The following is a 21,458-nucleotide window of genomic DNA, read 5'->3' as shown; positions in this document are numbered from 1 at the left end:
CATGGGTTCACACCGCATCTTCCGGCTCTTCTCCTGCCGATCCGGCGCCGCTGCCGTCGAGATGGGACTTCTGGCGCCGGTCCTCATTCTTTTTCTGGCAGTCATTGTCGAAGTCGGGCGAGGCTGGATCAGTTATGATCGTTTTGTCACCGTGATCGATAATGCGGCCAGATGGTCGGCACGATTTCCGGAGTTCGAGACACGGGTCAGAACCGGTGTGTCCCAATTCGCGATCATCGCGGGCAACGGCATCCTCGCAACGGATAAGCTCAATCTGACTTTGCGAAGCGTTGAGCTGACCGGCGGCACGCCTAAAGAACAATTCAGGCCGTATAATTTCTTTGGATCGGCCGAGGACGTGCGATGGCAAAAGGCAGTGACTGACGGTGGATTTGGCCCCAAGGAAGCGATCATCGTTGTCTCCGGCCGCTACAGCTACCAGCCGCTGTTCTCAATCCTCTTTGGAACGACGATCACCTTCGAGCACGTTGCCGCAGTCAATCCCTTCTTCTCAAGGCATTATCCCTATCAGACCGGCAAATCCGATTTTGGCAAATGGAACGTGATGTAACGACGGCGGTCATGCCAGGTTGCCATGTCTCGGCGTCAGTCAGGTCGCCGCGCCGCCTTTGGGCGTCGCGAGCCACGCTGCACAATCCTTCAACGCCCGCGCCGCGATCAGCTGACGTTTCATGATCGTCTTGTCCTTGCCGCGAAAACGCTTGACGCCTTCTGGCTTGACGATCGAGCCCGGCTCCAGTTCGGGGAAGAGGCCGAAATTGATGTTCATCGGCTGGAAGGAGCGTTTGCCCGGTTCATCATCGGAAGACAGGTGGCCGCCGGTGATGTGGTTGAGCAGCGAACCTAGCGCGGTGGTAGCCGGCGGCAGGCTCGGGGTTTCGCCCTTTTGCTCGGCGGCGGCGAAGCGGCCGGCGAGGAGGCCGACGGAGGCGCTTTCCACATAACCCTCACAACCGGTGATCTGGCCGGCGAAACGCAGGTCCGGCCGGGATTTCAGCTTCAGCGAGGGGTCAAGCAGGGTGGGGGAATCGATATAGGTGTTGCGGTGCAGGCCGCCGAGGCGCGCGAATTCCGCTTTTTCGAGGCCGGGTATCATGCGGAACACATCCGCCTGAACGCCGTATTTCAGCTTCGTCTGGAAACCGACCATGTTGTAGAGCGTGCCGAGCGCATTGTCCTGGCGCAGCTGGACGACGGCATAGGCCTTGACGGTGGGGTTGTGGGCATTGGTGAGGCCCATCGGCTTCATGGGGCCATGTCGCAGCGTTTCGCGTCCGCGCTCGGCCATGATTTCGATCGGCAGGCAGCCGTCGAAATAGGGCGTGCCTTCCCATTCCTTGAAACCGACCGTGTCTCCCGCGATCAGCGCGTCGATGAAGGCGTTATATTGCTGCTCATCCAGGGGGCAGTTGATGTAGTCCTTACCCGTGCCGCCGGGGCCGACCTTGTCGTAACGCGACTGGTACCAGCAGATATCCATGTTGATGCTGTCGCGGTGGACGATCGGGGCGATGGCGTCGAAAAAGGCGAGCGCATCCTCACCCGTCTCGGCCTGGATGGCGGCGGCGAGATCCGGCGAGGTGAGAGGCCCGGTCGCGATGATCGTGTTGCCCCATTCCTTCGGCGGCAGGCCGTTCACCTCTTCGCGGACGATCGTCACCAGTGGGTGACCCTCCAGCGTTTTCGTCACGGCCTCGGAAAATCCGTCGCGGTCAACGGCAAGCGCGCCGCCGGCCGGCACCTGGTGTTTATCGGCGCAGGCCATGATCAGCGAGCCGGCAAGCCGCATTTCCGCATGGATGACACCAACCGCATTGGCCGTCGCATCGTCGGAGCGGAAGGAGTTGGAACAGACCAGTTCCGCCAGCGTATCGCCCTTATGCGCATCCGTGCCACGCACGCCGCGCATTTCGTGCAGGATGACGGGAACGCCGCTCTCCGCAATCTGCCATGCGGCTTCCGAGCCGGCCAGCCCGCCGCCGACGACGTGAATGGGAGAAATGGTCTTGTCTTGCATTTCGGTGTCCATGGGCGGCCGCGGGGCCAAGGCTCCCGTCCGGCGGCCGTCATTCGAGTGAGTGTTCCGCGCGGGTCCTAAAAGGACGCGGCATTGTTTGCCGATGCACTAGCATGCATGGCGGGGGCAGCCAAATGGTTTTGGCGGATGGAGGCTAGTGGACTACGAAGCTCCCGCCGGGATCGAGGAGCAGGCGCGCATTTGAAGCAGGCAGCGGGATGAGGGGGCGAGGTTGGAGATATCAGGGGAGCTAGCCCCCTCATCCCACCCTTCGGGCCACCTTCTCCCCGGCGGGGAGAAGAAACAAGCAGCGATCTCGAACCCGATGTATTTGGCGTAGCGCCCGTATCCGAAATGCCGGCCGGCCCTGTAAAACCGAATGGTGGCTGAAGCCAGGAGTGCATCTTCGAAAAATAGCTGCTTGCAGCGGAAACTCCAGAATCAAAAACGGCGCCAGAGGCGCCGCTTTCTTAACCTGTCGCTCAATCGTCGCGCCCTGGAGGTCGGGCAGCGGGACGATCGTTTACGCCTTAGCGGAACGAACGGGCTGCTACGTTACGGATGTCGTAACGGGTCAGGCCGATGTCGCTCAGAGCCTGGTTGGAGAGGCTGCCGAGTTCGTTGATCGTGCGGCGGTAGGAGATCCAGTTCTTTGCGATGCGGATAGGGTTCATGGTCGTTTCCTCAATCTATCTCTGTTGATTTCGTCTGCCGGCTCAGCGGTTTCTCTGTGCTCTCGGCTGTTGAGGTTTATATATAGACATGAAGCCATGTTGTGCAGTGCAGAATTTAGGCTACTGCCATGCATTTGTGCAGTATGTCGTCTAAATTTGCGGCTTTGGGTATCATATGGGCAAAATATGAGCGGAAATGCCTGCCTTTGAGGCGGCTTTGAGGATATGGCGGCCTTAGATGGCTTTCGAAAGGGCTCTGCGGCGTGAGAGGGCAATCGGAGCAGGCCCGGACATCATCCTGCCGTACGCCAACACTCGGCATCAATGCATTTATCCGTCGGCCCAGCAGGCGGTACAGACGAATTGCTTGGAGTTGGGGCGCCACCCAAAACGAAAAAAGGCCAGAGGCGGAAGCCTCAGGCCTTTTTGGGTAGGTCGTCTCGCATCCGCCGCAGAGCGGCGGGGCGTCCAATTAGAAGCCGACGGCGGTCTTGGCGACGCGGCGGATGTCCTGACGGCCAATGCCGAGGTCATTCAGTTCGCGGTCGGTCATGCGGCCGAGTTCGGTTACGGTCTGACGATACTTGCGCCAGTTGGTGAGCGAGCGTGCAATGTTCATTTTCATCTTCCTCTTCGTGCTGTTCAGTCGCCGCGGCCAGTCTTGGGAGGCTTTGGTCCGGGGCTGAACTCGATGTCTGTATGACCACGAATATAATCGGTTTAATCAAAACAAAAACAGACAAAGCAAGATGCCACCTATGCATTAAACGCAATGCAATCCGGTAAAATGCCCCGATTGCGGCGATTCATGCATAATTTGTGACCAATTTGTGTGCTTTTGATGGAGTCATCCGCCTGCAGCCTTGCGGCGGTGCGTGATGCGGCGGCTGCGTGCGGCGGTACCGGCGCCATCATGTGCCCGCCATGCCGTATTATATATAATGTCAATGCAGCCGCGTGTTAGCGTGAAGCGGCCATATGATAGGGGGTCGGTAATCAGGGAGGACGATGGCGCGCTACGCCGCTGTCGTCCCTGTATCCTGGAGGCTTTCGTGTTCCGAAAATCCGTTGGCCGGTCGCGAAAGCGGGCCGGGCCTCCTTCTGCCCAGCCCGGCTGGCAAGAAAAGTCCGGGCGAAACGAAAGGCAGGGGAACGGCGTGCTTGACCCTTTCTGAACATTGTGACATACCGCCGCCCAACGTGCGGGTATGGCGGAATTGGTAGACGCATTGGTTTTAGGTACCAACGCTTCGGCGTGGGAGTTCGAGTCTCTCTACCCGCACCACAAGCAAGGCATGGCTGTGCCACGCTTGCGCCAGAGTGCATCCTTACAGGATGCGGGGAGCTTCGGGGTTCATTTCTCCCCTTTGGTCTTTATTCTCCGGTGCAGGCGTAACGGTGTCCGGCAGGCGCTTGTGTAAGAAATAACGGAAGCCACGGCCGGGGAACGATGTTTCCGGCGCAGTGCTCGAAAGTAAACCAACGGCTGTCTGAGCACCGCCGCCATGATGTGAAGGTTAGGAAAATGCAGGTTATCGAAACGCTCGCTGAAGGGCTGAAGCGCGAACTCAAGGTCGTTATTCCGGCTGCCGACATGAAGGCCCGTCTGGACGAGCGCCTGGTCGACGCCAAGGACAAGGTTCGCATCAACGGTTTCCGTCCCGGCAAGGTGCCGGTTGGCCACCTGAAGAAGATGTACGGCAAGTCCATCATGGCCGACCTCGTCAACGAGCTGGTTCGTGAAAAGCCGTCCGAAATCCTCTCCAGCCGCGGCGAGAAGTCTGCAACGCAGCCTGCGATCTCCATGACCGAAGACGAGCAGGAAGCTGAAAAGATCCTGTCGGCCGAATCCGACTTCGAATTCACCGTTGCCTACGAAATCATTCCGGCCATCGAACTGAAGGCCAATGACGGCATCAAGGTTACCCGCGAAGTTGTGGAAGTGACCGAAGACGAAATCAACGAGCAGATCCTCAAGATCGCCGAAAGCGCCCGCACCTACGAGACCAAGAAGGGCAAGGCCGCTGAAGGCGACCGCGTCACCATGAACTACCTCGGCAAGGTTGACGGCGTTGCCTTCGACGGCGGCGCTGCTGAAGACGCTGAACTGGTTCTCGGTTCGGGCCGCTTCATCCCCGGCTTCGAAGACCAGCTGGTTGGCGTCAAGGCCGGCGACGAAAAGACCATCACCGTGACGTTCCCGGCCGATTACCCGGCGGCGAACCTTGCCGGCAAGGAAGCCAACTTCGACATCACCGTCAAGGAAGTTGCTGCCGCCGCTCCGGTTGAAATCAACGACGAACTGGCCGAAAAGCTTGGCTTGGAATCGGCTGAAAAGCTGAAGGAAATCGTCAAGGGTCAGATCGAAAGCCAGTACGGCAACGTCACCCGTCAGAAGGTCAAGCGCCAGATCCTCGACCAGCTGGACGAGATGTACAAGTTCGACACGCCGGCTGGCCTGGTTGACGCCGAGTTCGACAACATCTGGCGCCAGATCAACACCGATCTCGCTCAGTCCGGCAAGACCTTCGCTGACGAAGACACGACCGAAGAAGAAGCCCGCGAAGAATATCGCAAGCTGGCTGAACGCCGCGTCCGTCTTGGCCTCGTTCTCTCCGAAATCGGCGAAAAGGCCGGCGTCGAAGTGACCGAAGAGGAAATGCAGCGCGCGCTGTTCCAGCAGCTGCAGCAGTTCCCGGGCCAGCAGAAGGAAATCCTCGATTTCTTCCGCAACACCCCCGGCGCTTCCGCTTCGCTGCGCGCTCCGATCTTCGAAGAAAAGGTCATCGATAAGCTGCTCACCGAAATCTCGGTAACGGACAAGACCGTTTCCAAGGAAGAACTGCTGGCTGACGACGGCGAAGAAGCCACGGAAACCAAGAAGAAGGCGCCTGCCAAGAAAAAGGCTGCTGCCAAGGCTGATGACGCCGCTGAAGGCGAAGAAGCCGCTCCGAAGAAGAAGGCTCCGGCCAAGAAGAAGGCCGCTGAAGGCGACGCCGAATAATCTTCTTCAGTGCAAGCTGATTTGAATGGAAGGGCCGTGGCGAAAGCTGCGGCCTTTTTGTTTGGCCGTCTTTTTTGGTGGGGTGCGACAGTCACCCGATCCACAGTCTTCCGACATGGTTATGTCATCCCTGGTTATTATGTTTCCAATCCATGGCCGCCAGTTCATGCGTCACCGGCCAAAGCGGGGGAGTCAATGGAAGCGCCATGGGTGTCAGAAACTACCTGATCGAGGGTGTCTCCGGTGTCGGCAAGACATCGGTTGCAACAGAACTTCAGCGACGCGGCCATCATGTGATCCATGGCGACCGCGAACTTGCATATAAGGGCGACCCTGAAACGGGCGCGGCCCTTGATCCAGCTCTGGAGGGCGATGCGGCGGATATGCGTTTCCGTCACCGGCATCATATATGGGATGTCGAAAAGGTTCGGCGGATTGCCGCCGATCACAGCCAGACGCTCACATTCTTCTGCGGTGGCTCAAGGAATTTTCAGCGTTTTATCGATGTGTTCGCTGAGGTCTTCGTTCTCGATCTCGATAGCGAGACCCTGCGAAGACGATTGATCGAAAGACCCCGGGACGAGTTTGGCGGAGAGCCGGAGGAGCGGGAACTTGTTCTGCAGCTCCATGCGACGAAAGAAGACATTCCCGTTTACGCCACGGTCATCGATTCATCCCGATCTCTAAATGCTGTCGTGGATGATATTCTCGCGCGTTGCGCGTCACCGATTGAAAAAGAGTAGCGACCGGGCGTCCCGCATCCTTGTTCCGATCACAATGCAGTGCAGCATGATTTTTTGCTGCATATGCTCTTGTTCATCTCCCGTTCATCTGGCACCCTGCGCAGCATGATTTGCCTGGTCGTATCAAGCGGCCGTTCGGGCATTGCGCCGCTTGAATGTGGCTTCATCGCAGCCAAACCATTGGCCTTAGCTTTTACCGTGCTTGCCGGTTTCTCCCGGTGCGCCCTTAATTTGCCAGGGGACAAGTATGTCGCTCCGAACGGGTTCTGCCCTTGTATTATTGTTCTTCACCGCAGCCGCGGCCGCCCATGCCGATGAGGCGGGGCTGATCTGGAAGCCGGTCAAGAATTCCGATCGGTCCTATACGGCGCGCATCGGCGCGAAACTGCCGGTCGATACCCCGATCCGGGCCGGGCTGGAAATGGGCATGAACGCCTCAAAGACGGGGCAGGTGGTGGATACGCCGGTGCGGCTGTGGGGTAATGTTACGTTGCTGGCCGAACAGCTGCCGGGCGTCTCGCTTGCGCGGGATGTCGGCGTCATGTTCAACGCCCTGACAGGGTCGAGCAGCGTTTCCATGACCTCGCAGCAGAAGCGTATCGTTACGCCGGAGCTGGATATCGAGGCGAACCGCAATTTCACCGTGCGGTATGACGGCACGGCGCAGCAATGGAACGGGCTCGATGTGTCGCAGTCGCTGCGCCTGTCCCGCTCGGAAACCGGCACGGCCTTCGTGCTGACGGGGGCGAGCCGCAACAGTTTCAACGAGTTCAGCAGCGGTGTCGCGGTGGAACAGAAGCTGGGCGATCACCTGACGGTGCGCGGGACGCTGGATCAGGGTTATGCGGATCATTTCCGGCCGGGGGTAAGTGCGCGGTACAGTATTCGGTGGTGAGGGGGCGGGCTGGCTGTATACTGTTAGTTCGCAGGTGAGAAAGTCTCTTTAGGGGCGAAAACCTTTCCTCCGTCATGCCGGGCTTGACCCGGCATCCAGTGACGGCGAGTCGGCGCTGTGAAAGAGTATTTCGCTATCAAAGACTTGATCGCGCTGGATCCCGGCTCAAGGCCGGGATGGGGATGCTGTGCTTTCTCAGAAGGCCGATTACGGCAACTCCGCCGTCTCAAAAGCCGCCCCCGTGCAACCTCAATCCTTCTTGATCTCACCCATGCGGTTCCACGCATCAAGCCCGGCAATCTTGTAGGCTTCCGCCAGCGTCGGGTAGTTGAACGTATTCTCGACGAAATATTCCACCGTGCCTTTGAGGTTCAGCACCGCCTGGCCGATATGCACCAGTTCGGTGGCACCTTCTCCGACGATGTGGACGCCGAGCAGGCGGCGGGTTTTCAGCGAGAAGATCATCTTCAGGAGGCCGCTGTCGAGACCCATGATGTGGCCGCGGGAGGTCTCGCGAAAATGGGCGATACCGCATTCATAGGGAATGTTGCGTTCGATGACTTCCTCTTCCGTCAGGCCGCAGGTGGAGATCTCCGGCACGGCATAGATGCCATAAGGGAAGAACTGCGGCGGTTCGCCGGCCGGTGCGCCAACGGCATGGCGGGCGGCGATGCGGCCCTGTTCCATGGACGTGGAGGCAAGGCTCGGGAAACCGATGATATCGCCGGCGGCATAGATGTTCGGCACGGACGTCTGGAAGGTTTCAGGATCGACTTTCAGGCGACCCCGGCTGTCGGCTTCCAGCCCGCAGGCCGAAAGGTTGAGCGTGTCGGTGGCGCCGACACGGCCGGCGGCGAAGAGGACGGTCTCGGCCTTCAGAACGCGGCCATTGCCGAGCGAGACGAGGCACTTGCCGCTCTCGTCGCGCTCCACCTTTTCCGCCTTCTGCCCGAAGATCAGCTTCATGTTGCGGTCGCGCAGCTGATAGGCGAAATCCTCGACGATTTCCTTGTCGATGAATTCGAGCATGGTTTCGCGCGGTTCCACCACCGTCACCTGCGTATCGAGCGCGCTGAAGATGGTGGCATATTCGATGCCGATGACGCCCGCGCCAACCACGATCATGGAGCGCGGCAGTTCCTTGATTTCGAGAATCTCGTCCGAATCGAGCACCGCTTCGCCATCGAAGGGAATATGCGGCGGCCGGTAGGGGCGGGTGCCGATGGTCAACAGAATGGAAGTGCCGGTGACATTCATGATCTCACCGTCGTTCTTCACCACCTTCATGGTGTTGGCGTCAACGAAGCTTGCCGTGCCGCGAATGTGCTGCACGCGGTTGCGGGCGAACTGGTGTTCCAGCACTTCCACTTCGTGATCCAGGGTGATGAGCAGGCGGCGGCGAAGGTCCTCGGCGTCGATCTCCTGCTTGACGCGATAGGAGCGACCGTAAAAACCGCGCTCGCGCCAGCCGGTGAGATTGAGCGCCGTTTCGCGCAGGGTCTTGGAAGGGATGGTGCCGGTATGCACCGAAACGCCGCCGACGCGGCTGCCTTTCTCGATGACCAGAACCTTCTTTTCGAGCTTGGCGGCCTGAATGGCGGCCCGTCTTCCCGCCGGACCGCTGCCGACAACAATCAGATCGAACTGGTGCATGAAAAACCCCGGAATAGAATGCATTTCGATACCGGATGTCGCATCCGGCATGGCGTCGCCGCGAAATGGTCGTGATGCCATTTTGACGATGGGGAGTGATTCCCCCCGTTTGCCTTGCCCGCTAGAGTGCAATGCAACAAACGCCTGCGTCAATCTGTAGCGCAAGAATCTGACGGATTCGTAACTGGGTGGGGATTTTCGGCGCGGGGGTCCGTTTGCATCTGTCGTAGGGTGCGTATGGCTTTACCCCCCTCTGCCCTGCCGGGCATCTCCCCCTCAAGGGGGGAGATCGACATGCGGCTAGGTTTCGGCCATCTCAATGTCGAGGGTAAAGTGGCGAAAGGGCCTCTGGCCGATCTCCCCCCTTGAGGGGGAGATGCCCGGCAGGGCAGAGGGGGGTAAAACCTCACGCACCCCCGCTCCGCTGTACTCCAAAACCCCAACAGCTTCATCCCGCACGGCACTGCCGAACGGGTGATCGCTAGAGAGGTCGGGCGATTGCCCGGCTGCGCCTCGGATGGGTTTGGTGTGGGTCGGATGCGTTGCGCAGCCGGGTCTTTCACCATGCCGTATCTCGCAAGGGCCGTGCACGGCGCGTTGCGAAATGGTCCTTTCCACGAACGTTGCCAGCGTTCCACCACCAGGACCGTCCTTTGGTTTCCGCCACGTCTGGCGTCCACCCGGCAGGACTGCGACCAATATAACAGCCTGTCGCGGAGCGGGGAAAAGCGGGGGTGAATTTTTCCGGTGTCAGTCTTCCCTGCGGGTGACGTGGCGGTGAAGTGCTGCAAGGTCCTGCCGCAGCGCAGCCAGTTCGGCCAGCACTTTCACATCGATCTTTTCATGCAGTGAAAGCACTTCCAGTTCTGCCTTCAGATTCACCTCATAATCCTTGGCGGCCTCGAAGCGGTCGCGGGCGGCCTGACGATTCTGCGACATCATGATGATCGGCGCCTGAATGGCCGCCAGCATGGAAAGAAGCAGATTGAGGAAGATGAAGGGGTAGGGATCGAAAGCGCGGGTGGTCAGTACGATGGTGTTGATGATAGCCCAGAAAATCAGGAAAAAGCAGAAGCCGAGGATGAAACTCCAGGAACCGCCGACCCTGGCGATCTTGTCTGCCAGCCTGTCGCCGAAACTGGCGCCGGCGGAAAATTCCGCATTAATATCGCTCGAAACCAGCTTTTTCTGGTGCGCCAGCTCGAGAATGCGCCGTTCCACCTCGCCGATTTCACGAGAGGAGCGCTTGAAATGAGAGACGATATAGTCGGAGATATCTGACACGGGCGTGTCTCCGATTCTGATTGGCGGTGCGGAGCTTTCCCGAGATAAACCCGCATGATGGCGGAATTCAAACGTTTTCCGCCACCATGCGTTCAGGCGTCCCTCGCCGAAATTCATTACACCGACGGCGCGTCCTCATGCAGCCAATTGAAGCCGGGGAAAAAGCGCTCTTTTCCATATTGCTTGCCGAACATCATGTCGAATTGCAGCAGGCGATAATTGCGCACCACGTCAGGGACCGCGTTCGGCGCGATCGACCAGTCGGGCAGGGCATCGCCACCGGCCGTCACCAGCATGTGCCGGTCGATCACGGAAAAGGCCTGCTGAACTTCACCCAGCGTGCCGGTATAGAAAGGATCGGAAAAGCCTGCGGTCTTCAGCACGTGATAGGGCAAAAGCGCCGGGCTGATGGTGCCGATATTCTTACGCACGCCCTTCTTCGAAGACCACACGACGAGCGGCGTCTCGTGCTCCTTCTTCATCACCTCAAGCGGTGCGCGGCGGCTTGCCACCATGCCCGGCATATAGCCGCTTTCCACGAAGGTCTGGCCGAGCGGCGGCAGATGATCGCCGAAGAGGACGATGATGGTCTCACGATCGCGCTTCTTTGCCCAGCGCATCAGCTTCAGCAGCGCTTCGTCCGCTTCCACCACCCCTTGAGAATAGGTGGCGAGCGCCTGCGAGGCCGAAGCCGAGAGTTCGCCCTCAATGCCGATGGTGTTTTCGGCGTAACGGTTTGTCTCATAGGGGCCATGTCCCTGCAGGGTGACGGCAAAGAGGAAAAGCGGGTTCTGCGTCCGGTCCGCCGTCTCCATGATCTCTTCCATCAGCGCGTCGTCGGAGGCAAAATTGCCGCGTTTTTCCATGGCCGGCAGCGTCTCTTCGGAGCGGAATTCCTCGAAGCCGAAATTTTTATAGACCTGCTTGCGGTTCCAGAACCATTCCTGGAACGGATGAACTGCGATGGCGGAATAACCTTCGCCGCGGAAGAAGCTGGCGAGCGAGGGCACCGGGCGGCGGATATATTGCTGGTAGGGAATGCTGCCATAGGGCAGGAAGGCGTTCGAAAAGCCGGTCAAGGCCTCGAATTCCACATTTGCCGTCATGCCGCCGAACTCGGGCGAAAACACGTTGCCGGACTGTTTGGCGCGGATGGTCGGCATGGGATCGGCCGAGAGATTCACGTTTTCAAGCCGGGTCGGATCCCACAGGGATTCACTCATCAGCATGATGACGTCAGGGTAATCACCCTTGTTGGCGGCGAAAGATGCCGGTTCCGAGGTGAGATCGGCGATGCTGTTTTCGCCGTAACCCTCCGGCGCCGAGACATTGGCCATGGGAATATTGAAGGCGAAGGCCATCAGGAAGCCGTTGTGGCGGTAGTTTTCCTGCTGATCCCACATCATGGGGATGATGTTGAGGCGATCGCGCACCCAGGAATAATGCGAATAGTCCATCAGCGAGGCGAGGCTGGCGAGAAGCGGCAGCGCCAGCGCAAGGCCGGCGGCGCGCTCACGCCAGCGCAACACCGGCGAATGACGGTGCGCCAGCAGCCAGAGAGCCGTGAGAGAGGCAATTGCGGCGCTGAGGCCGAGACCCACCAGCATCGCCGTAAACGGCTGCGCCTTCAGCATGGTTGGCAAAAGTTCGAGAATCTGCCGCCCGAACAACAGGTCTGAGGGATAAAGCGGATCGGAAAGATAGGTCTGTTTCTGCGCTGAGATCAGCCCCACCAGTGCGCAGAGCGGCGCGACCGCTATCAGCGAAAGATAACGCCGGCCGAGGATCGAATCCAGCGCGACGAGAAGGGCGAACACGGCGGCAATGGTTGTCATGCCCGGACGCGCGGAGGAGGTGATGAAAGTGCCGACATCCTGAAGCGAGCCGCGGACGACCCATTCCAACGCCACGACCAGCACGACGGACGCGACCGTCAGGTTGGCAAGCGTGTAGGCCGTGCCCGAAAGCTTCGAAAGGCTCCTTGTCCATGCAGGCGAAAAGACAAAACCAGCCTTTTCGGAAGCCGTTGTTTTTGGCGCCGAATCTCTCAAACCCATACTCCGGTATTTCAGGCGCCAGCGCCGATCCGGGGAGGTGAATCGGGTGTCGCAAAAGTGTCATGTAACTGTCACATAAGCGCGATGAACGCGACATGAACTTTATGGGATGTGCATATAAGCGCGATAACCTTCGCGTGAGGGCGGCTGTGTCGAGAAGCGCACGAATGAATGCAAGTGGGAATTGCTGCGTTGCGGAGCGATCACGGGCGCGGTATTGAAGGGTTATGAGCGACAGACACGATATAGAGAACCATCTCCGGATTGCCGTCGGGCAGTTCAATCCCACCGTTGGCGACGTGGCGGGCAATCTCGCCAAGGCGCGTGAGGCAAGGGCCGATGCGGCAACGCAGGGCGCCGATCTTCTGCTTCTCACCGAACTCTTCATTTCAGGCTATCCGCCAGAGGATCTGGTACTGAAACCTGCTTTTTTGAAAGCATGTCTGAAAGCGGTGGAAGAACTGGCGGCGGAAACCGCCGATGGCGGGCCGGGTATCGTTATCGGTTTTCCGCGACAGGGCGAGACGGGTCGGCACAATTCCGTGGCGCTTCTCGATGGCGGCAAGATCATTGCGCTGCGCGACAAGATCGACCTGCCGAATTACGGCGAGTTTGACGAAAAGCGTGTTTTCTCCGAAGGGTCGATTTCCGGGCCCTATAATTTCCGCGGCGTGAGGATCGGCATTCCGATCTGCGAGGAAATCTGGAACGACATGGGCGTCTGCGAGACGCTTGCCGAAAGCGGCGCGGAAATCCTGCTGGTGCCGAACGGCTCGCCCTATTACCGCGGCAAGCTGGACGTGCGCCATCAGGTGGCACTCCGGCAGGTGATCGAAAGCGGCCTACCGCTGGTTTTCGCCAACCAGCTGGGCGGGCAGGACGAGCTGGTGTTCGACGGTGCGAGCTTTGGCTTCAATGCCGACAAGACGCTCGCCTTCCAGATGAGCCAGTTCGAAGCCACGCTTGCCGTCACCGACTGGAAACGCACAGCGGATGGCTGGCGCTGCGAAAGCGGGCCATTTTCCAAGATTCCCGAGGGTGAGGAGGCGGATTACCGCGCCTGCATGCTGGGCTTTCGCGATTACGTCAACAAGAACGGTTTCAAGAGCGTGGTTCTCGGCCTTTCCGGCGGCATCGATTCGGCGATCTGCGCCGCCCTTGCCGTCGATGCGCTGGGCGAGGAGCGGGTACGCTGCATCATGCTGCCTTACCGCTATACTTCGGAAGAATCGCTGAAGGACGCCGCCGATTGTGCGAAAGCGCTCGGCTGCCGTTACGATATCGTGCCGATCGTGGAGCCGGTGGAAGGTTTCCTGTCTGCGCTGTCAGAACTTTTCGAGGGCACGGAAGAGGGCATTACCGAAGAAAACCTGCAGAGCCGCACGCGCGGCACCATCCTGATGGCCGTTTCCAACAAGTTCGGATCCATGGTGGTGACGACGGGCAACAAGTCGGAGATGTCGGTGGGTTACGCGACGCTTTATGGCGACATGAATGGTGGTTTCAACCCCATCAAGGACCTCTACAAGATGCAGGTCTATGCCATTTCCGCCTGGCGCAACGCCCATGTGCCGCCGGGCGCGCTTGGCCCTTCCGGCGAAGTGATCCCCGCCAACATTATCGCCAAGGCTCCATCGGCCGAATTGCGCCCCAACCAGACCGACCAGGATTCGCTGCCGCCTTATCCCGTGCTGGACGATATTCTTGAGTGCCTTGTCGAGAAGGAAATGTCGGTCGAGGAAATTCTGGCGCGCGGCCATGATGTGGCGACCGTGCACCGGGTGGAGCATCTGCTTTACCTCGCCGAATATAAACGCCGGCAATCGGCGCCGGGTGTGAAGATCACCAAGAAGAACTTTGGGCGGGACCGGCGTTATCCGATCACCAACCGGTTCCGTGATCGGTAGGGCGTTTTGGGAAGGCGCGTTTAACGCCGTCCCTGCTTAATGAATTGGGCAAGCGCATTGTGAGGCGGTGCGGCATATTTCTTCTCCCCGCCGGGGAGAAGGTGGCCCAAAGGGTCGGATGAGGGGGCAACCCCTCCGTATATCACGAAGCTTGCTTGCCCCCTCATCCCGCTGCCGCGGACTTCTCCCCCTCGGGGAGAAGAAACAAGTGTCATGGGCTCGATCCACAGCGGAGCGTCTTGATTGGCGCGGAAAACTCCGCGCCGCTCACCTCAAATAACCTGCCCCACATCGATACGATTGCCGTCAGGGTCTTCAAACACAAAGGCCCTCAGACCATAATCCTTGTCCTGCAGCCCTTTGATGATGCGCAGCCCATGGCTTTTGCAAACCGCATGCAGCGCATCGACATCGCTCACCATCATATGCGCCACGTTGAAAGGAGCTGCCCTATGGGCCGGCTGCAATGTCAGGTGCAGCTCGGCATTGCCCTGTTTCAGGATCATGAAGCCGACAGGGTTGCCGTTTTCGAAGGTCTTTTCGAAACCGAGCACGCCGACGTAAAAATCACGGGCCTTTTCGATATTTCTGACAGGAAGCATTGCGGCGATCCGCCCGAAGCGGATGCCGTGATCGGCGATGGTATTCATCGCGGAACCTCTGATCTGGGAGAAACGGGGCGGGCCGCGGACGGTGCCGGGGCGCTGGCGTTTTTTCCGGTTTGAATTTGCAGGACGGTGCCTGCCGCCCTAGGATCATAATCAAGGCGATGGTGGATGCAAACGGAATGTCTGCGTCACCAAGCGCTATGAATGAGACCACGGACCCGCCCGGGAGGCAGAATGCGCAGCTCCATCGAAATCTTCAACATCCGTACCCGGCAGATGCGGGTGGTGTGGCAGACGCCCGATCTTTTCGAAGCGCCGAACTGGTCGCCGGATGGACAATATCTGCTGTTGAACAGCGATGGGCTGCTTTATCGCCTGTCCCTTTCCGGTGACGCGTCGCCACAAAAGGTCGATACGGGTTTCGCAATCCAGTGCAACAATGACCACGGCATTTCGCCCGACGGTTCGCTTTACGCCATTTCAGACAAGGTGGAATTCGGCAAGAGCGCCATCTATCTCCTGTCCGCGGCGGGCGGCACGCCGCGGCTGATGACGGAGAACCTTCCTTCCTACTGGCACGGCTGGTCACCGGATGGGAAAAGCTTCGCCTATTGCGGCATTCGCGATCAGATTTTCGATATCTATTCCATGGACATAGACAGCGGCGTTGAAACACGCCTTACCCATGGTGAGGGCCGCAATGACGGGCCGGATTATTCGCCTGACGGCGCCTGGATCTATTTCAATTCCAGCCGCACCGGACGGATGCAAATCTGGCGGGTGCGGGTGGATGGCTCAGCGGTGGAGCGCATCACCGACAGCTCCTATGGCGATTGGTTTCCGCACCCGTCACCAAGGGGGGACAAGGTTGTCTTCATTTCCTATGACGGCGACGTGTTCGATCATCCCCGCGATCTCGACGTGCGGGTGCGGCTGATGGATATGGATGGCGGCAATGTCGAAACGCTTTTCGAGCTGTTTGGCGGGCAGGGCACGATGAACTCTCCCAACTGGTCACCTGATGGCGACGAGTTCGCTTATGTCAGATATTTCCCGGTGGAGTGATGAAGGTAAGGTGCGGCAGGCCACATTGCCGCACCACCTGCACCGCACTTGTGTTCGCAAGCTTTTTTGCCCATAGCTTCACCCGTCAGGTGCCCGCCCTTCGGCGGGAGAATCGGGAATCCGGTGAAAAACCGGAACGTGCCCAACGCTGTGAGGCGGATGCTCTGTTTCTCATGCCACTGGAGCAATTCGGGAAGGCGAAACGGGGCGGATGAAGCTTAGTCAGAAGACCGGCCTGGCAGGATGGACCGAACCGCGCGGACGGCGGCAGGTCGCTGGAAAAGCGCGTCGTCGCTGCAAACCTCCCATGGTTTCGGCACCGGCCCGCCCCGCATTGTTAGGGATAAACGATGCCGACCGAACCGCCCGTCACCATGTCGCCCGTCACCATGCCGCCCGACTCCAACCCGTTCGATCACGCGCTTTCGCCCGCCCGCCCGTTTTCCGGCGAGGAGCGTGAGGCCGTCTATCGTGCCATCGAAACCCGCCGCGATGTGCGCGACCAGTTCCTGCCGGACCCGCTGCCGGATGATCTCATCGAGCGCCTTTTGAGGGCGGCGCATTCGGCGCCATCGGTCGGTTTCATGCAGCCGTGGAACTTCACCCTCGTCACCGATGGCGCCGTGCGCCAGGCGGCATGGGTGGCCTTCAGCCGCGCCAATGAAGAGGCGGCGGCGATGTTTACGGGTGAAAAGCAGGCGCTTTATCGCAGCCTGAAGCTCGAAGGCATCCGCAAGGCGCCGCTCAGCATCTGCGTGACCTGCGATCCGACACGGGGTGGCAAGGTGGTGCTGGGTCGCACCCATAATGCACGCACGGATGTCTATTCCACCGTCTGCGCCATCCAGAACCTCTGGCTCGCGGCCCGCGCCGAAGGCGTCGGCGTCGGCTGGGTCAGCATTTTCCACGACAGCGATATCAGGGCCATTCTGGATATCCCCGATCATATCGAGATTGTCGCCTGGCTGTGCCTCGGTCGTGTCGATACGCTTTATACCGAACCGGAACTGGCGGTGAAGGGCTGGCGGCAGCGCGTGCCGCTGGAAGAGCTTGTGTTTCGTAACCGCTGGGGTGGGGTGTAGACCCGGAGGCCTGCGAACAGGGCGGGACGTTGCCGCGCATTTCTTCTCCTCGCCGGGGAGAAAGTGGCCCGAAGGGTCGGATAAGGGGGTAACGGCGGAGATTTTCGGAGAGCTTGCCCCCTCATCCTGCTGCCGCGGACTTCTCCCCGCCGGGGAGAAGAAACAAGGGGCACGCGCTCGCACCATTCCGCGTGCAGAAGAGATTTCACTGCTGTGGCTGGATACCCTTCAGCGCCGGGTTCTTCAGGTCGATCTTGCCGGTCTGGTCCGGCAGGAATTTGGGGCCGATGACGCGCACCTTGGTGTCGTTCGGGTCATAGTCGCGCTCGGGAACGGGTTGCTCCGGCGGCTTTGCGGCCTGCTGCTCGGCGGGCTTCGGGGCCTTGTCACCTTGCGGCGATGGAATGGTGGTGATGCTGGAATAGGGCTTTTCGGCTTCCGGCCGGGACGCCTCTTCCTGCTTTTGCATCTCCTCGTGATAGGCGGCCATGTTGCAGGCGCAGCCGGGCGCTTTCCTTGAGGCATTGCGATAGGCGAAGGCGGTCGGCAGGTCCTTGTAGGGTTTGCCGGTTTCAGCGGACACCATATCTGCTGTTTCCTGATCCGTCATGGAGTGGAAATAGAGCTCCGTCTCGGTTCCCGGGCACATTTTCTGGCACTGCTCGGCCTGGGCGCGGAAATCGAGTGGCGAGGCGTTGGAGGCGATTGGGAAGAATGAGCCGTCGCAGGTGCGCACGCAGAGTGTGCGAAGCCCGCCCTCCGCGGCGGCGTTGGGGTAAGGGGAAAGGCCCGCCTGTCCCGGCTCACCGCCATTCTGCCTGAAGGCATCGGGATAACGCGTCACATCGGGTGCAGGCGATGCTTGACGGTTCATCTCCTCAGCGGGGGTGCAGCCATTGGCATCGAGGGCGGCAAGAATGCGCTCGCGCCTGGTATCGCCGTCGTCGCTCCTCGCCGCCGCCATGGCGTCGTCGCGATCGCGGATGATCGCGTCGCGTTCGGCCTCGGCATCCACAAGCGCATCGCCGATCTCGGCGCAGAGCCCGGCATTGGGATTGCCATAAACGATGACGCTGCCGGACGAGCAGCCATAGCTGCGCATGTCGTTCCTGATCTTGCGGATGACGATGTTCTGGTGGGCAAGCGCATTGGCATAGCGCCGCACCTCGGCCGTGTTGCCGATGACACGGGGTGGTTCTCGCAACTGTTGATAAAGCGTATCGCACACCTGATCCGCAAGAGCGGCGGCAGGAGCAATGAAAACAAGGGGAAGCAGAAGGCCGATGATGCGGCTGCGCCGGGTCAATTGTGCGATCCGTTTGATGTCCCCGGCCGGTGGCAGGGGTGTTATGCTTCAGGAAATCCGTGTTTCAGGAAGATAACATAAGCTGTTGCCGCAATGCGGCAACAGCATGTTCAAAACTGCGTTAACGCCGACCGCGTGTCGCTTTTCCACCTATTCGGCGGACACGAATTCGACCTTGATCCTGTCAGGGTCTTCAACGAACAGCGCGTAATAATTTTTATCGCCGTTCGCATAGGGGTATCGGTCGTCATAGAGAACCGAAACATGGTTTTGGGCGCAATGCATCTTGAGTTCGTCCACCACGCCGCGAGACGCGACCTGAAACGCGAGATGATTGAGCCCAACGCCGCAACGATGATAATCGCGTTCACGATGCTTTTTCTCCACCTGTACGAAGGTCAGGTAGGCATCCTTGTCATTTGCGATAGTAAAGCCGCTTTCCCAACGGGAGGCTACATCGTAGCCAATCTTTTGCAGAATGCTTGACCAGAACTGAAACGATTTTTCGATATCTGAAACATATATCTCAACGTGATCAAGCATATCTTTCGCTCATAAATAATAAAATAAAATATTAAATCTAAAAATCTGTATTATTTTCTATACTCGCAAATAAAAAGCCGCACGTCAATGCGCGCGGCTTTCTGGATCAATTTAGCGGGGTGTTAGACCGAAGGGTGCGAGGCCTGCACCACGGCAAAGGCCGCCATGTTGACGACGCCGCGCGAGGTGACGCTGGGCGACAGGATATGGGCGGGCAGGGCCGTGCCGAGCAGGATCGGGCCGACATGCAGGCCTTCCGTCAAGGTGCGGGTGACGCCCAGCGTGATGTTGGCCGCATCGAGGTTCGGGAAGACCAGCAGGTTTGCTTCGCCGGTCAGCACGCTGTTGGGCATGGCGCGTTTGCGCAGCGCTTCTGACAGGGCCGAGCCGCCCTGCATTTCGCCGTCCACTTCCAGTTCGGGTGCAGCCTCCTGCACGATCTTCAGCGCGCGGCGCATCTTGCGGGCGCTTTCGGAATCGCGCGAGCCGAAATTGGAATGGCTGGCGAGCGCGATTTTCGGCGTGATGCCGAAGCGGCGGATTTCCTTCGCGGCGAGAATGGCCATTTCGGCCACTTCTTCCGATGTCGGGTCGTTGTTGACGAAGGTATCGGTGAGGAACAGCGCACCCTGCTGGGTGATGAGCAGGCTGAGGCCGGCGAAGGAGCGCACGCCGTCCTGCTTGCCGATGATCTGGTTCACGTCGCGCAGATGGCGGTCGTAACGGCCTTCGAGGCCGCAGATCAGCGCATCGGCTTCGCCACGCTTGACCGACAGCGCACCGATGACAGTGGTGTTGGTGCGCACGATGGTACGTGCCGCTTCCGGGTTGATGCCGGCGCGGCCGACCAGGGCGAAATAATCATCCACATAGTCGCGGTAACGCGGATCGTCTTCCGGGTTCACCACGGCGAAATCCGTATGCGGGCGGATGCGCAGACCGAAACGCTTGAGGCGCGTTTCGATGATCTGCGGACGGCCGATGAGGATCGGGATGCCGGTGCCTTCTTCCAAGAGCACCTGGGCGGCGCGCAGCACGCGCTCGTCTTCGCCTTCGGCAAAGATGATGCGCTTCTTTTCGGCGGCCTTTGCGGCGTTGAACACAGGCTTCATGATGAAACCCGAGCGCCAGACGAAGCGGTTCAGCTGGTCGAGATAGGCTTCGAAATCGGTGATCGGCCGGGCGGCAACGCCGCTTGCGGCGGCAGCACGGGCAACGGCCGGGGCAATGCGCAGGATAAGGCGCGGATCGAAGGGCGAGGGGATGAGGTAGGTCGGGCCGAAGATCGGCGTTTCGCCGCTGTAAGCCTTGGCGGCCACTTCGGAAACTTCCTCACGCGCGAGTTCCGCGATGGCCTGCACGGCGGCCATCTTCATTTCCTCGTTGATCGTCGTCGCGCCGCAATCGAGCGCGCCGCGGAAGATATAGGGGAAGCAGAGCACGTTGTTGACCTGGTTCGGGAAATCCGAACGGCCGGTGCAGATCATCGCGTCCGGGCGGGCGGCACGCGCCTCTTCCGGCATGATTTCTGGCTTGGGGTTGGCAAGCGCGAGGATCAGCGGGTTCTCCGCCATGCGCTCCAGCAGTTCCGGCTTCAGAACGCCTGCCGCCGACAGGCCGAGGAAGACATCGGCGCCGTCGATCGTTTCGGCCAGCACGCGCTTGTCGGTCTTCTGGGCGTAAACTTCCTTCCACTCGTCCATCAGCGTATTGCGGCCGTCATAAACGAGGCCCTCGATGTCGTGGACCCAGATGTTTTCTTTCTTCGCGCCCATCGCAACGAGGAGGTTGAGGCAGGCAAGGGCTGCCGCACCGGCGCCCGAGGCAACGATCTTGACGCTGGACAGGGACTTTCCGGCCAGTTCCAGAGCGTTGGTGACAGCGGCGGCGACGATGATCGCGGTGCCGTGCTGGTCGTCGTGGAAGACGGGAATGTTCATCTTCTCGCGCAGCTGGCGCTCCACCTCGAAACACTCCGGCGCCTTGATGTCTTCAAGGTTGATGCCGCCGAAGGTGGGTTCCAGCGCCGCGATGGTGGAAACCATGTCGTTAATGCCGGGCGCGTCGATCTCGATATCGAACACGTCGATACCGGCGAATTTCTTGAAAAGGACGGCCTTGCCTTCCATCACAGGCTTGGAGGCGAGCGGGCCGATATTGCCGAGGCCAAGCACGGCCGTGCCGTTGGAGATGACGGCGACGAGATTGGCGCGGGCGGTGTAATCCGCCGCCATTTCCGGATTTTCATGGATGGCGAGGCAGGGTGCGGCGACACCCGGCGAATAGGCGAGCGCCAGATCGCGCTGGTTGCCGAGCGGCTTGGTGGCCTGGATCTCCAGCTTGCCGGGGCGCGGATAGCGGTGGAAAAAGAGCGCCTGTTCTTCGATGTCGGCCTTTGCCGTGTTGGCGGGCGTGTTGTTCTTATCGTGAGAGGTCATGTCTTCCACCGTCGTATCTGGTTTTATTTCGGACCCCTGAATACAACAAACTTCCCCGTGGTACAGCCGTTATTTACGGGCGTCTCATGCAAATGCGGCCACGGCTTATTCGCGTTTTCGTGAAGCGTTTCGTCATATTCCCTGCAAAAAACGGCCGCTGT

The 21,458-nt window shown here is 59.6% G+C and carries 17 protein-coding genes, 1 tRNA gene and 1 riboswitch; of the genes, 8 read left to right on the top strand and 10 right to left on the bottom strand.

Annotated features, from left to right (window positions below):
• Position 1 precedes the first annotated feature (1 nt).
• On the top strand, positions 2-571 hold the full coding sequence (locus EYD00_RS06395) for a TadE family protein (RefSeq protein WP_004442066.1): 570 nt from the start codon (positions 2-4) through the stop codon (positions 569-571).
• A gap of 39 nt (positions 572-610) precedes the next feature.
• On the opposite strand, the gene trmFO is transcribed toward EYD00_RS06395, so the two are convergent.
• From trmFO to EYD00_RS06380, 3 genes are all read right to left on the bottom strand, one after another.
• Complete coding sequence (trmFO, locus tag EYD00_RS06390) at positions 611-2,050, bottom strand: methylenetetrahydrofolate--tRNA-(uracil(54)-C(5))-methyltransferase (FADH(2)-oxidizing) TrmFO (protein ID WP_034498950.1); 1,440 nt, start codon at positions 2,048-2,050, stop codon at positions 611-613.
• 518 nt (positions 2,051-2,568) lie between these two features.
• A complete protein-coding gene (locus EYD00_RS06385; protein ID WP_003495735.1) occupies positions 2,569-2,712 on the bottom strand; it encodes a DUF1127 domain-containing protein in 144 nt (47 codons plus the stop codon).
• 472 nt (positions 2,713-3,184) lie between these two features.
• The gene (locus tag EYD00_RS06380) at positions 3,185-3,331 is read right to left on the bottom strand and encodes a DUF1127 domain-containing protein (RefSeq protein WP_004442060.1); all 147 of its coding nucleotides are present in this window, start codon (positions 3,329-3,331) and stop codon (positions 3,185-3,187) included.
• Positions 3,332-3,914: 583 nt separating this feature from the next.
• Here EYD00_RS06380 and EYD00_RS06370 point away from each other — a divergent pair.
• From EYD00_RS06370 to EYD00_RS06355, 4 genes are all read left to right on the top strand, one after another.
• A tRNA-Leu gene (locus tag EYD00_RS06370) sits at positions 3,915-3,997 on the top strand.
• A 240-nt stretch (positions 3,998-4,237) separates the two neighbouring features.
• Positions 4,238-5,716, top strand: a complete 1,479-nt coding sequence (gene tig, locus EYD00_RS06365; protein WP_004442056.1) for a trigger factor — start codon at positions 4,238-4,240, stop codon at positions 5,714-5,716.
• A gap of 206 nt (positions 5,717-5,922) precedes the next feature.
• Positions 5,923-6,459, top strand: coding sequence for an ATP-binding protein (locus EYD00_RS06360; RefSeq protein WP_004442054.1), 537 nt, complete (start codon positions 5,923-5,925; stop codon positions 6,457-6,459).
• Positions 6,460-6,706: 247 nt separating this feature from the next.
• Positions 6,707-7,354 (top strand): hypothetical protein, encoded by a 648-nt coding sequence (locus EYD00_RS06355; RefSeq protein WP_004442052.1) that lies wholly within the window; start codon positions 6,707-6,709, stop codon positions 7,352-7,354.
• A gap of 249 nt (positions 7,355-7,603) precedes the next feature.
• Here the strand turns inward: EYD00_RS06355 and sthA are convergent, their stop codons facing one another.
• From sthA to EYD00_RS06335, 3 genes are all read right to left on the bottom strand, one after another.
• Positions 7,604-9,007, bottom strand: coding sequence for a Si-specific NAD(P)(+) transhydrogenase (sthA, locus tag EYD00_RS06350; protein WP_004442050.1), 1,404 nt, complete (start codon positions 9,005-9,007; stop codon positions 7,604-7,606).
• Between the two features lie 750 nt (positions 9,008-9,757).
• Positions 9,758-10,291, bottom strand: coding sequence for a DUF1003 domain-containing protein (locus EYD00_RS06340; RefSeq protein ID WP_004442049.1), 534 nt, complete (start codon positions 10,289-10,291; stop codon positions 9,758-9,760).
• Positions 10,292-10,407: 116 nt separating this feature from the next.
• Positions 10,408-12,348, bottom strand: a complete 1,941-nt coding sequence (locus EYD00_RS06335) for an LTA synthase family protein (RefSeq protein ID WP_034498947.1) — start codon at positions 12,346-12,348, stop codon at positions 10,408-10,410.
• Between the two features lie 227 nt (positions 12,349-12,575).
• On the opposite strand from EYD00_RS06335, the gene EYD00_RS06330 reads away from it, so the two are divergent.
• Positions 12,576-14,255 (top strand): NAD+ synthase, encoded by a 1,680-nt coding sequence (locus tag EYD00_RS06330; protein WP_004442045.1) that lies wholly within the window; start codon positions 12,576-12,578, stop codon positions 14,253-14,255.
• 272 nt (positions 14,256-14,527) lie between these two features.
• Here the strand turns inward: EYD00_RS06330 and EYD00_RS06325 are convergent, their stop codons facing one another.
• Positions 14,528-14,905, bottom strand: a complete 378-nt coding sequence (locus tag EYD00_RS06325; RefSeq protein WP_004442044.1) for a bleomycin resistance protein — start codon at positions 14,903-14,905, stop codon at positions 14,528-14,530.
• Between the two features lie 192 nt (positions 14,906-15,097).
• On the opposite strand from EYD00_RS06325, the gene EYD00_RS06320 reads away from it, so the two are divergent.
• Positions 15,098-15,928, top strand: coding sequence for a TolB family protein (locus tag EYD00_RS06320; RefSeq protein WP_004442042.1), 831 nt, complete (start codon positions 15,098-15,100; stop codon positions 15,926-15,928).
• A 70-nt stretch (positions 15,929-15,998) separates the two neighbouring features.
• Positions 15,999-16,181: riboswitch (cobalamin riboswitch) on the top strand.
• A gap of 136 nt (positions 16,182-16,317) precedes the next feature.
• Positions 16,318-17,010, top strand: a complete 693-nt coding sequence (gene bluB / locus EYD00_RS06315; protein ID WP_092651278.1) for a 5,6-dimethylbenzimidazole synthase — start codon at positions 16,318-16,320, stop codon at positions 17,008-17,010.
• Positions 17,011-17,215: 205 nt separating this feature from the next.
• On the opposite strand, the gene EYD00_RS06310 is transcribed toward bluB, so the two are convergent.
• The 3 genes from EYD00_RS06310 to EYD00_RS06300 form a co-directional block, all read right to left on the bottom strand.
• Entirely contained in the window at positions 17,216-18,316 is a 1,101-nt protein-coding gene (locus EYD00_RS06310) for a DUF2865 domain-containing protein (RefSeq protein ID WP_034498943.1), read from the bottom strand.
• Positions 18,317-18,466: 150 nt separating this feature from the next.
• Positions 18,467-18,859: a VOC family protein gene (locus EYD00_RS06305; protein ID WP_004442037.1), complete on the bottom strand. Its 393-nt coding sequence runs from the start codon at positions 18,857-18,859 to the stop codon at positions 18,467-18,469.
• A 122-nt stretch (positions 18,860-18,981) separates the two neighbouring features.
• Positions 18,982-21,297 (bottom strand): NADP-dependent malic enzyme, encoded by a 2,316-nt coding sequence (locus EYD00_RS06300; RefSeq protein ID WP_004442036.1) that lies wholly within the window; start codon positions 21,295-21,297, stop codon positions 18,982-18,984.
• Positions 21,298-21,458 lie beyond the last annotated feature (161 nt).

The organism is Agrobacterium sp. 33MFTa1.1, assembly GCF_004328495.1.
GTDB lineage: Bacteria > Pseudomonadota > Alphaproteobacteria > Rhizobiales > Rhizobiaceae > Agrobacterium > Agrobacterium pusense.
The sequence above is the reverse complement of the archived record's forward strand: the minus strand, read 5'-3'. Positions and strand labels throughout refer to the sequence as shown.

What these genes read in the sequence shown, in the direction of transcription:
- tig (WP_004442056.1), top strand. Translation starts at nt 4,238, where the DNA reads ATGCAGGTTATCGAAACGCTCGCTGAAGGGCTGAAGCGCGAACTCAAG.
- EYD00_RS06330 (WP_004442045.1), top strand. Translation starts at nt 12,576, where the DNA reads ATGAGCGACAGACACGATATAGAGAACCATCTCCGGATTGCCGTCGGG.
- EYD00_RS06335 (WP_034498947.1), bottom strand. Translation starts at nt 12,348, where the DNA reads ATGGGTTTGAGAGATTCGGCGCCAAAAACAACGGCTTCCGAAAAGGCT.
- EYD00_RS06300 (WP_004442036.1), bottom strand. Translation starts at nt 21,297, where the DNA reads ATGACCTCTCACGATAAGAACAACACGCCCGCCAACACGGCAAAGGCC.
- bluB (WP_092651278.1), top strand. Translation starts at nt 16,318, where the DNA reads ATGCCGCCCGACTCCAACCCGTTCGATCACGCGCTTTCGCCCGCCCGC.
- EYD00_RS06360 (WP_004442054.1), top strand. Translation starts at nt 5,923, where the DNA reads ATGGGTGTCAGAAACTACCTGATCGAGGGTGTCTCCGGTGTCGGCAAG.
- EYD00_RS06305 (WP_004442037.1), bottom strand. Translation starts at nt 18,859, where the DNA reads ATGCTTGATCACGTTGAGATATATGTTTCAGATATCGAAAAATCGTTT.
- EYD00_RS06385 (WP_003495735.1), bottom strand. Translation starts at nt 2,712, where the DNA reads ATGAACCCTATCCGCATCGCAAAGAACTGGATCTCCTACCGCCGCACG.
- EYD00_RS06395 (WP_004442066.1), top strand. Translation starts at nt 2, where the DNA reads ATGGGTTCACACCGCATCTTCCGGCTCTTCTCCTGCCGATCCGGCGCC.
- EYD00_RS06325 (WP_004442044.1), bottom strand. Translation starts at nt 14,905, where the DNA reads ATGAATACCATCGCCGATCACGGCATCCGCTTCGGGCGGATCGCCGCA.
- trmFO (WP_034498950.1), bottom strand. Translation starts at nt 2,050, where the DNA reads ATGGACACCGAAATGCAAGACAAGACCATTTCTCCCATTCACGTCGTC.
- EYD00_RS06355 (WP_004442052.1), top strand. Translation starts at nt 6,707, where the DNA reads ATGTCGCTCCGAACGGGTTCTGCCCTTGTATTATTGTTCTTCACCGCA.
- EYD00_RS06320 (WP_004442042.1), top strand. Translation starts at nt 15,098, where the DNA reads ATGCGCAGCTCCATCGAAATCTTCAACATCCGTACCCGGCAGATGCGG.
- EYD00_RS06380 (WP_004442060.1), bottom strand. Translation starts at nt 3,331, where the DNA reads ATGAACATTGCACGCTCGCTCACCAACTGGCGCAAGTATCGTCAGACC.
- sthA (WP_004442050.1), bottom strand. Translation starts at nt 9,007, where the DNA reads ATGCACCAGTTCGATCTGATTGTTGTCGGCAGCGGTCCGGCGGGAAGA.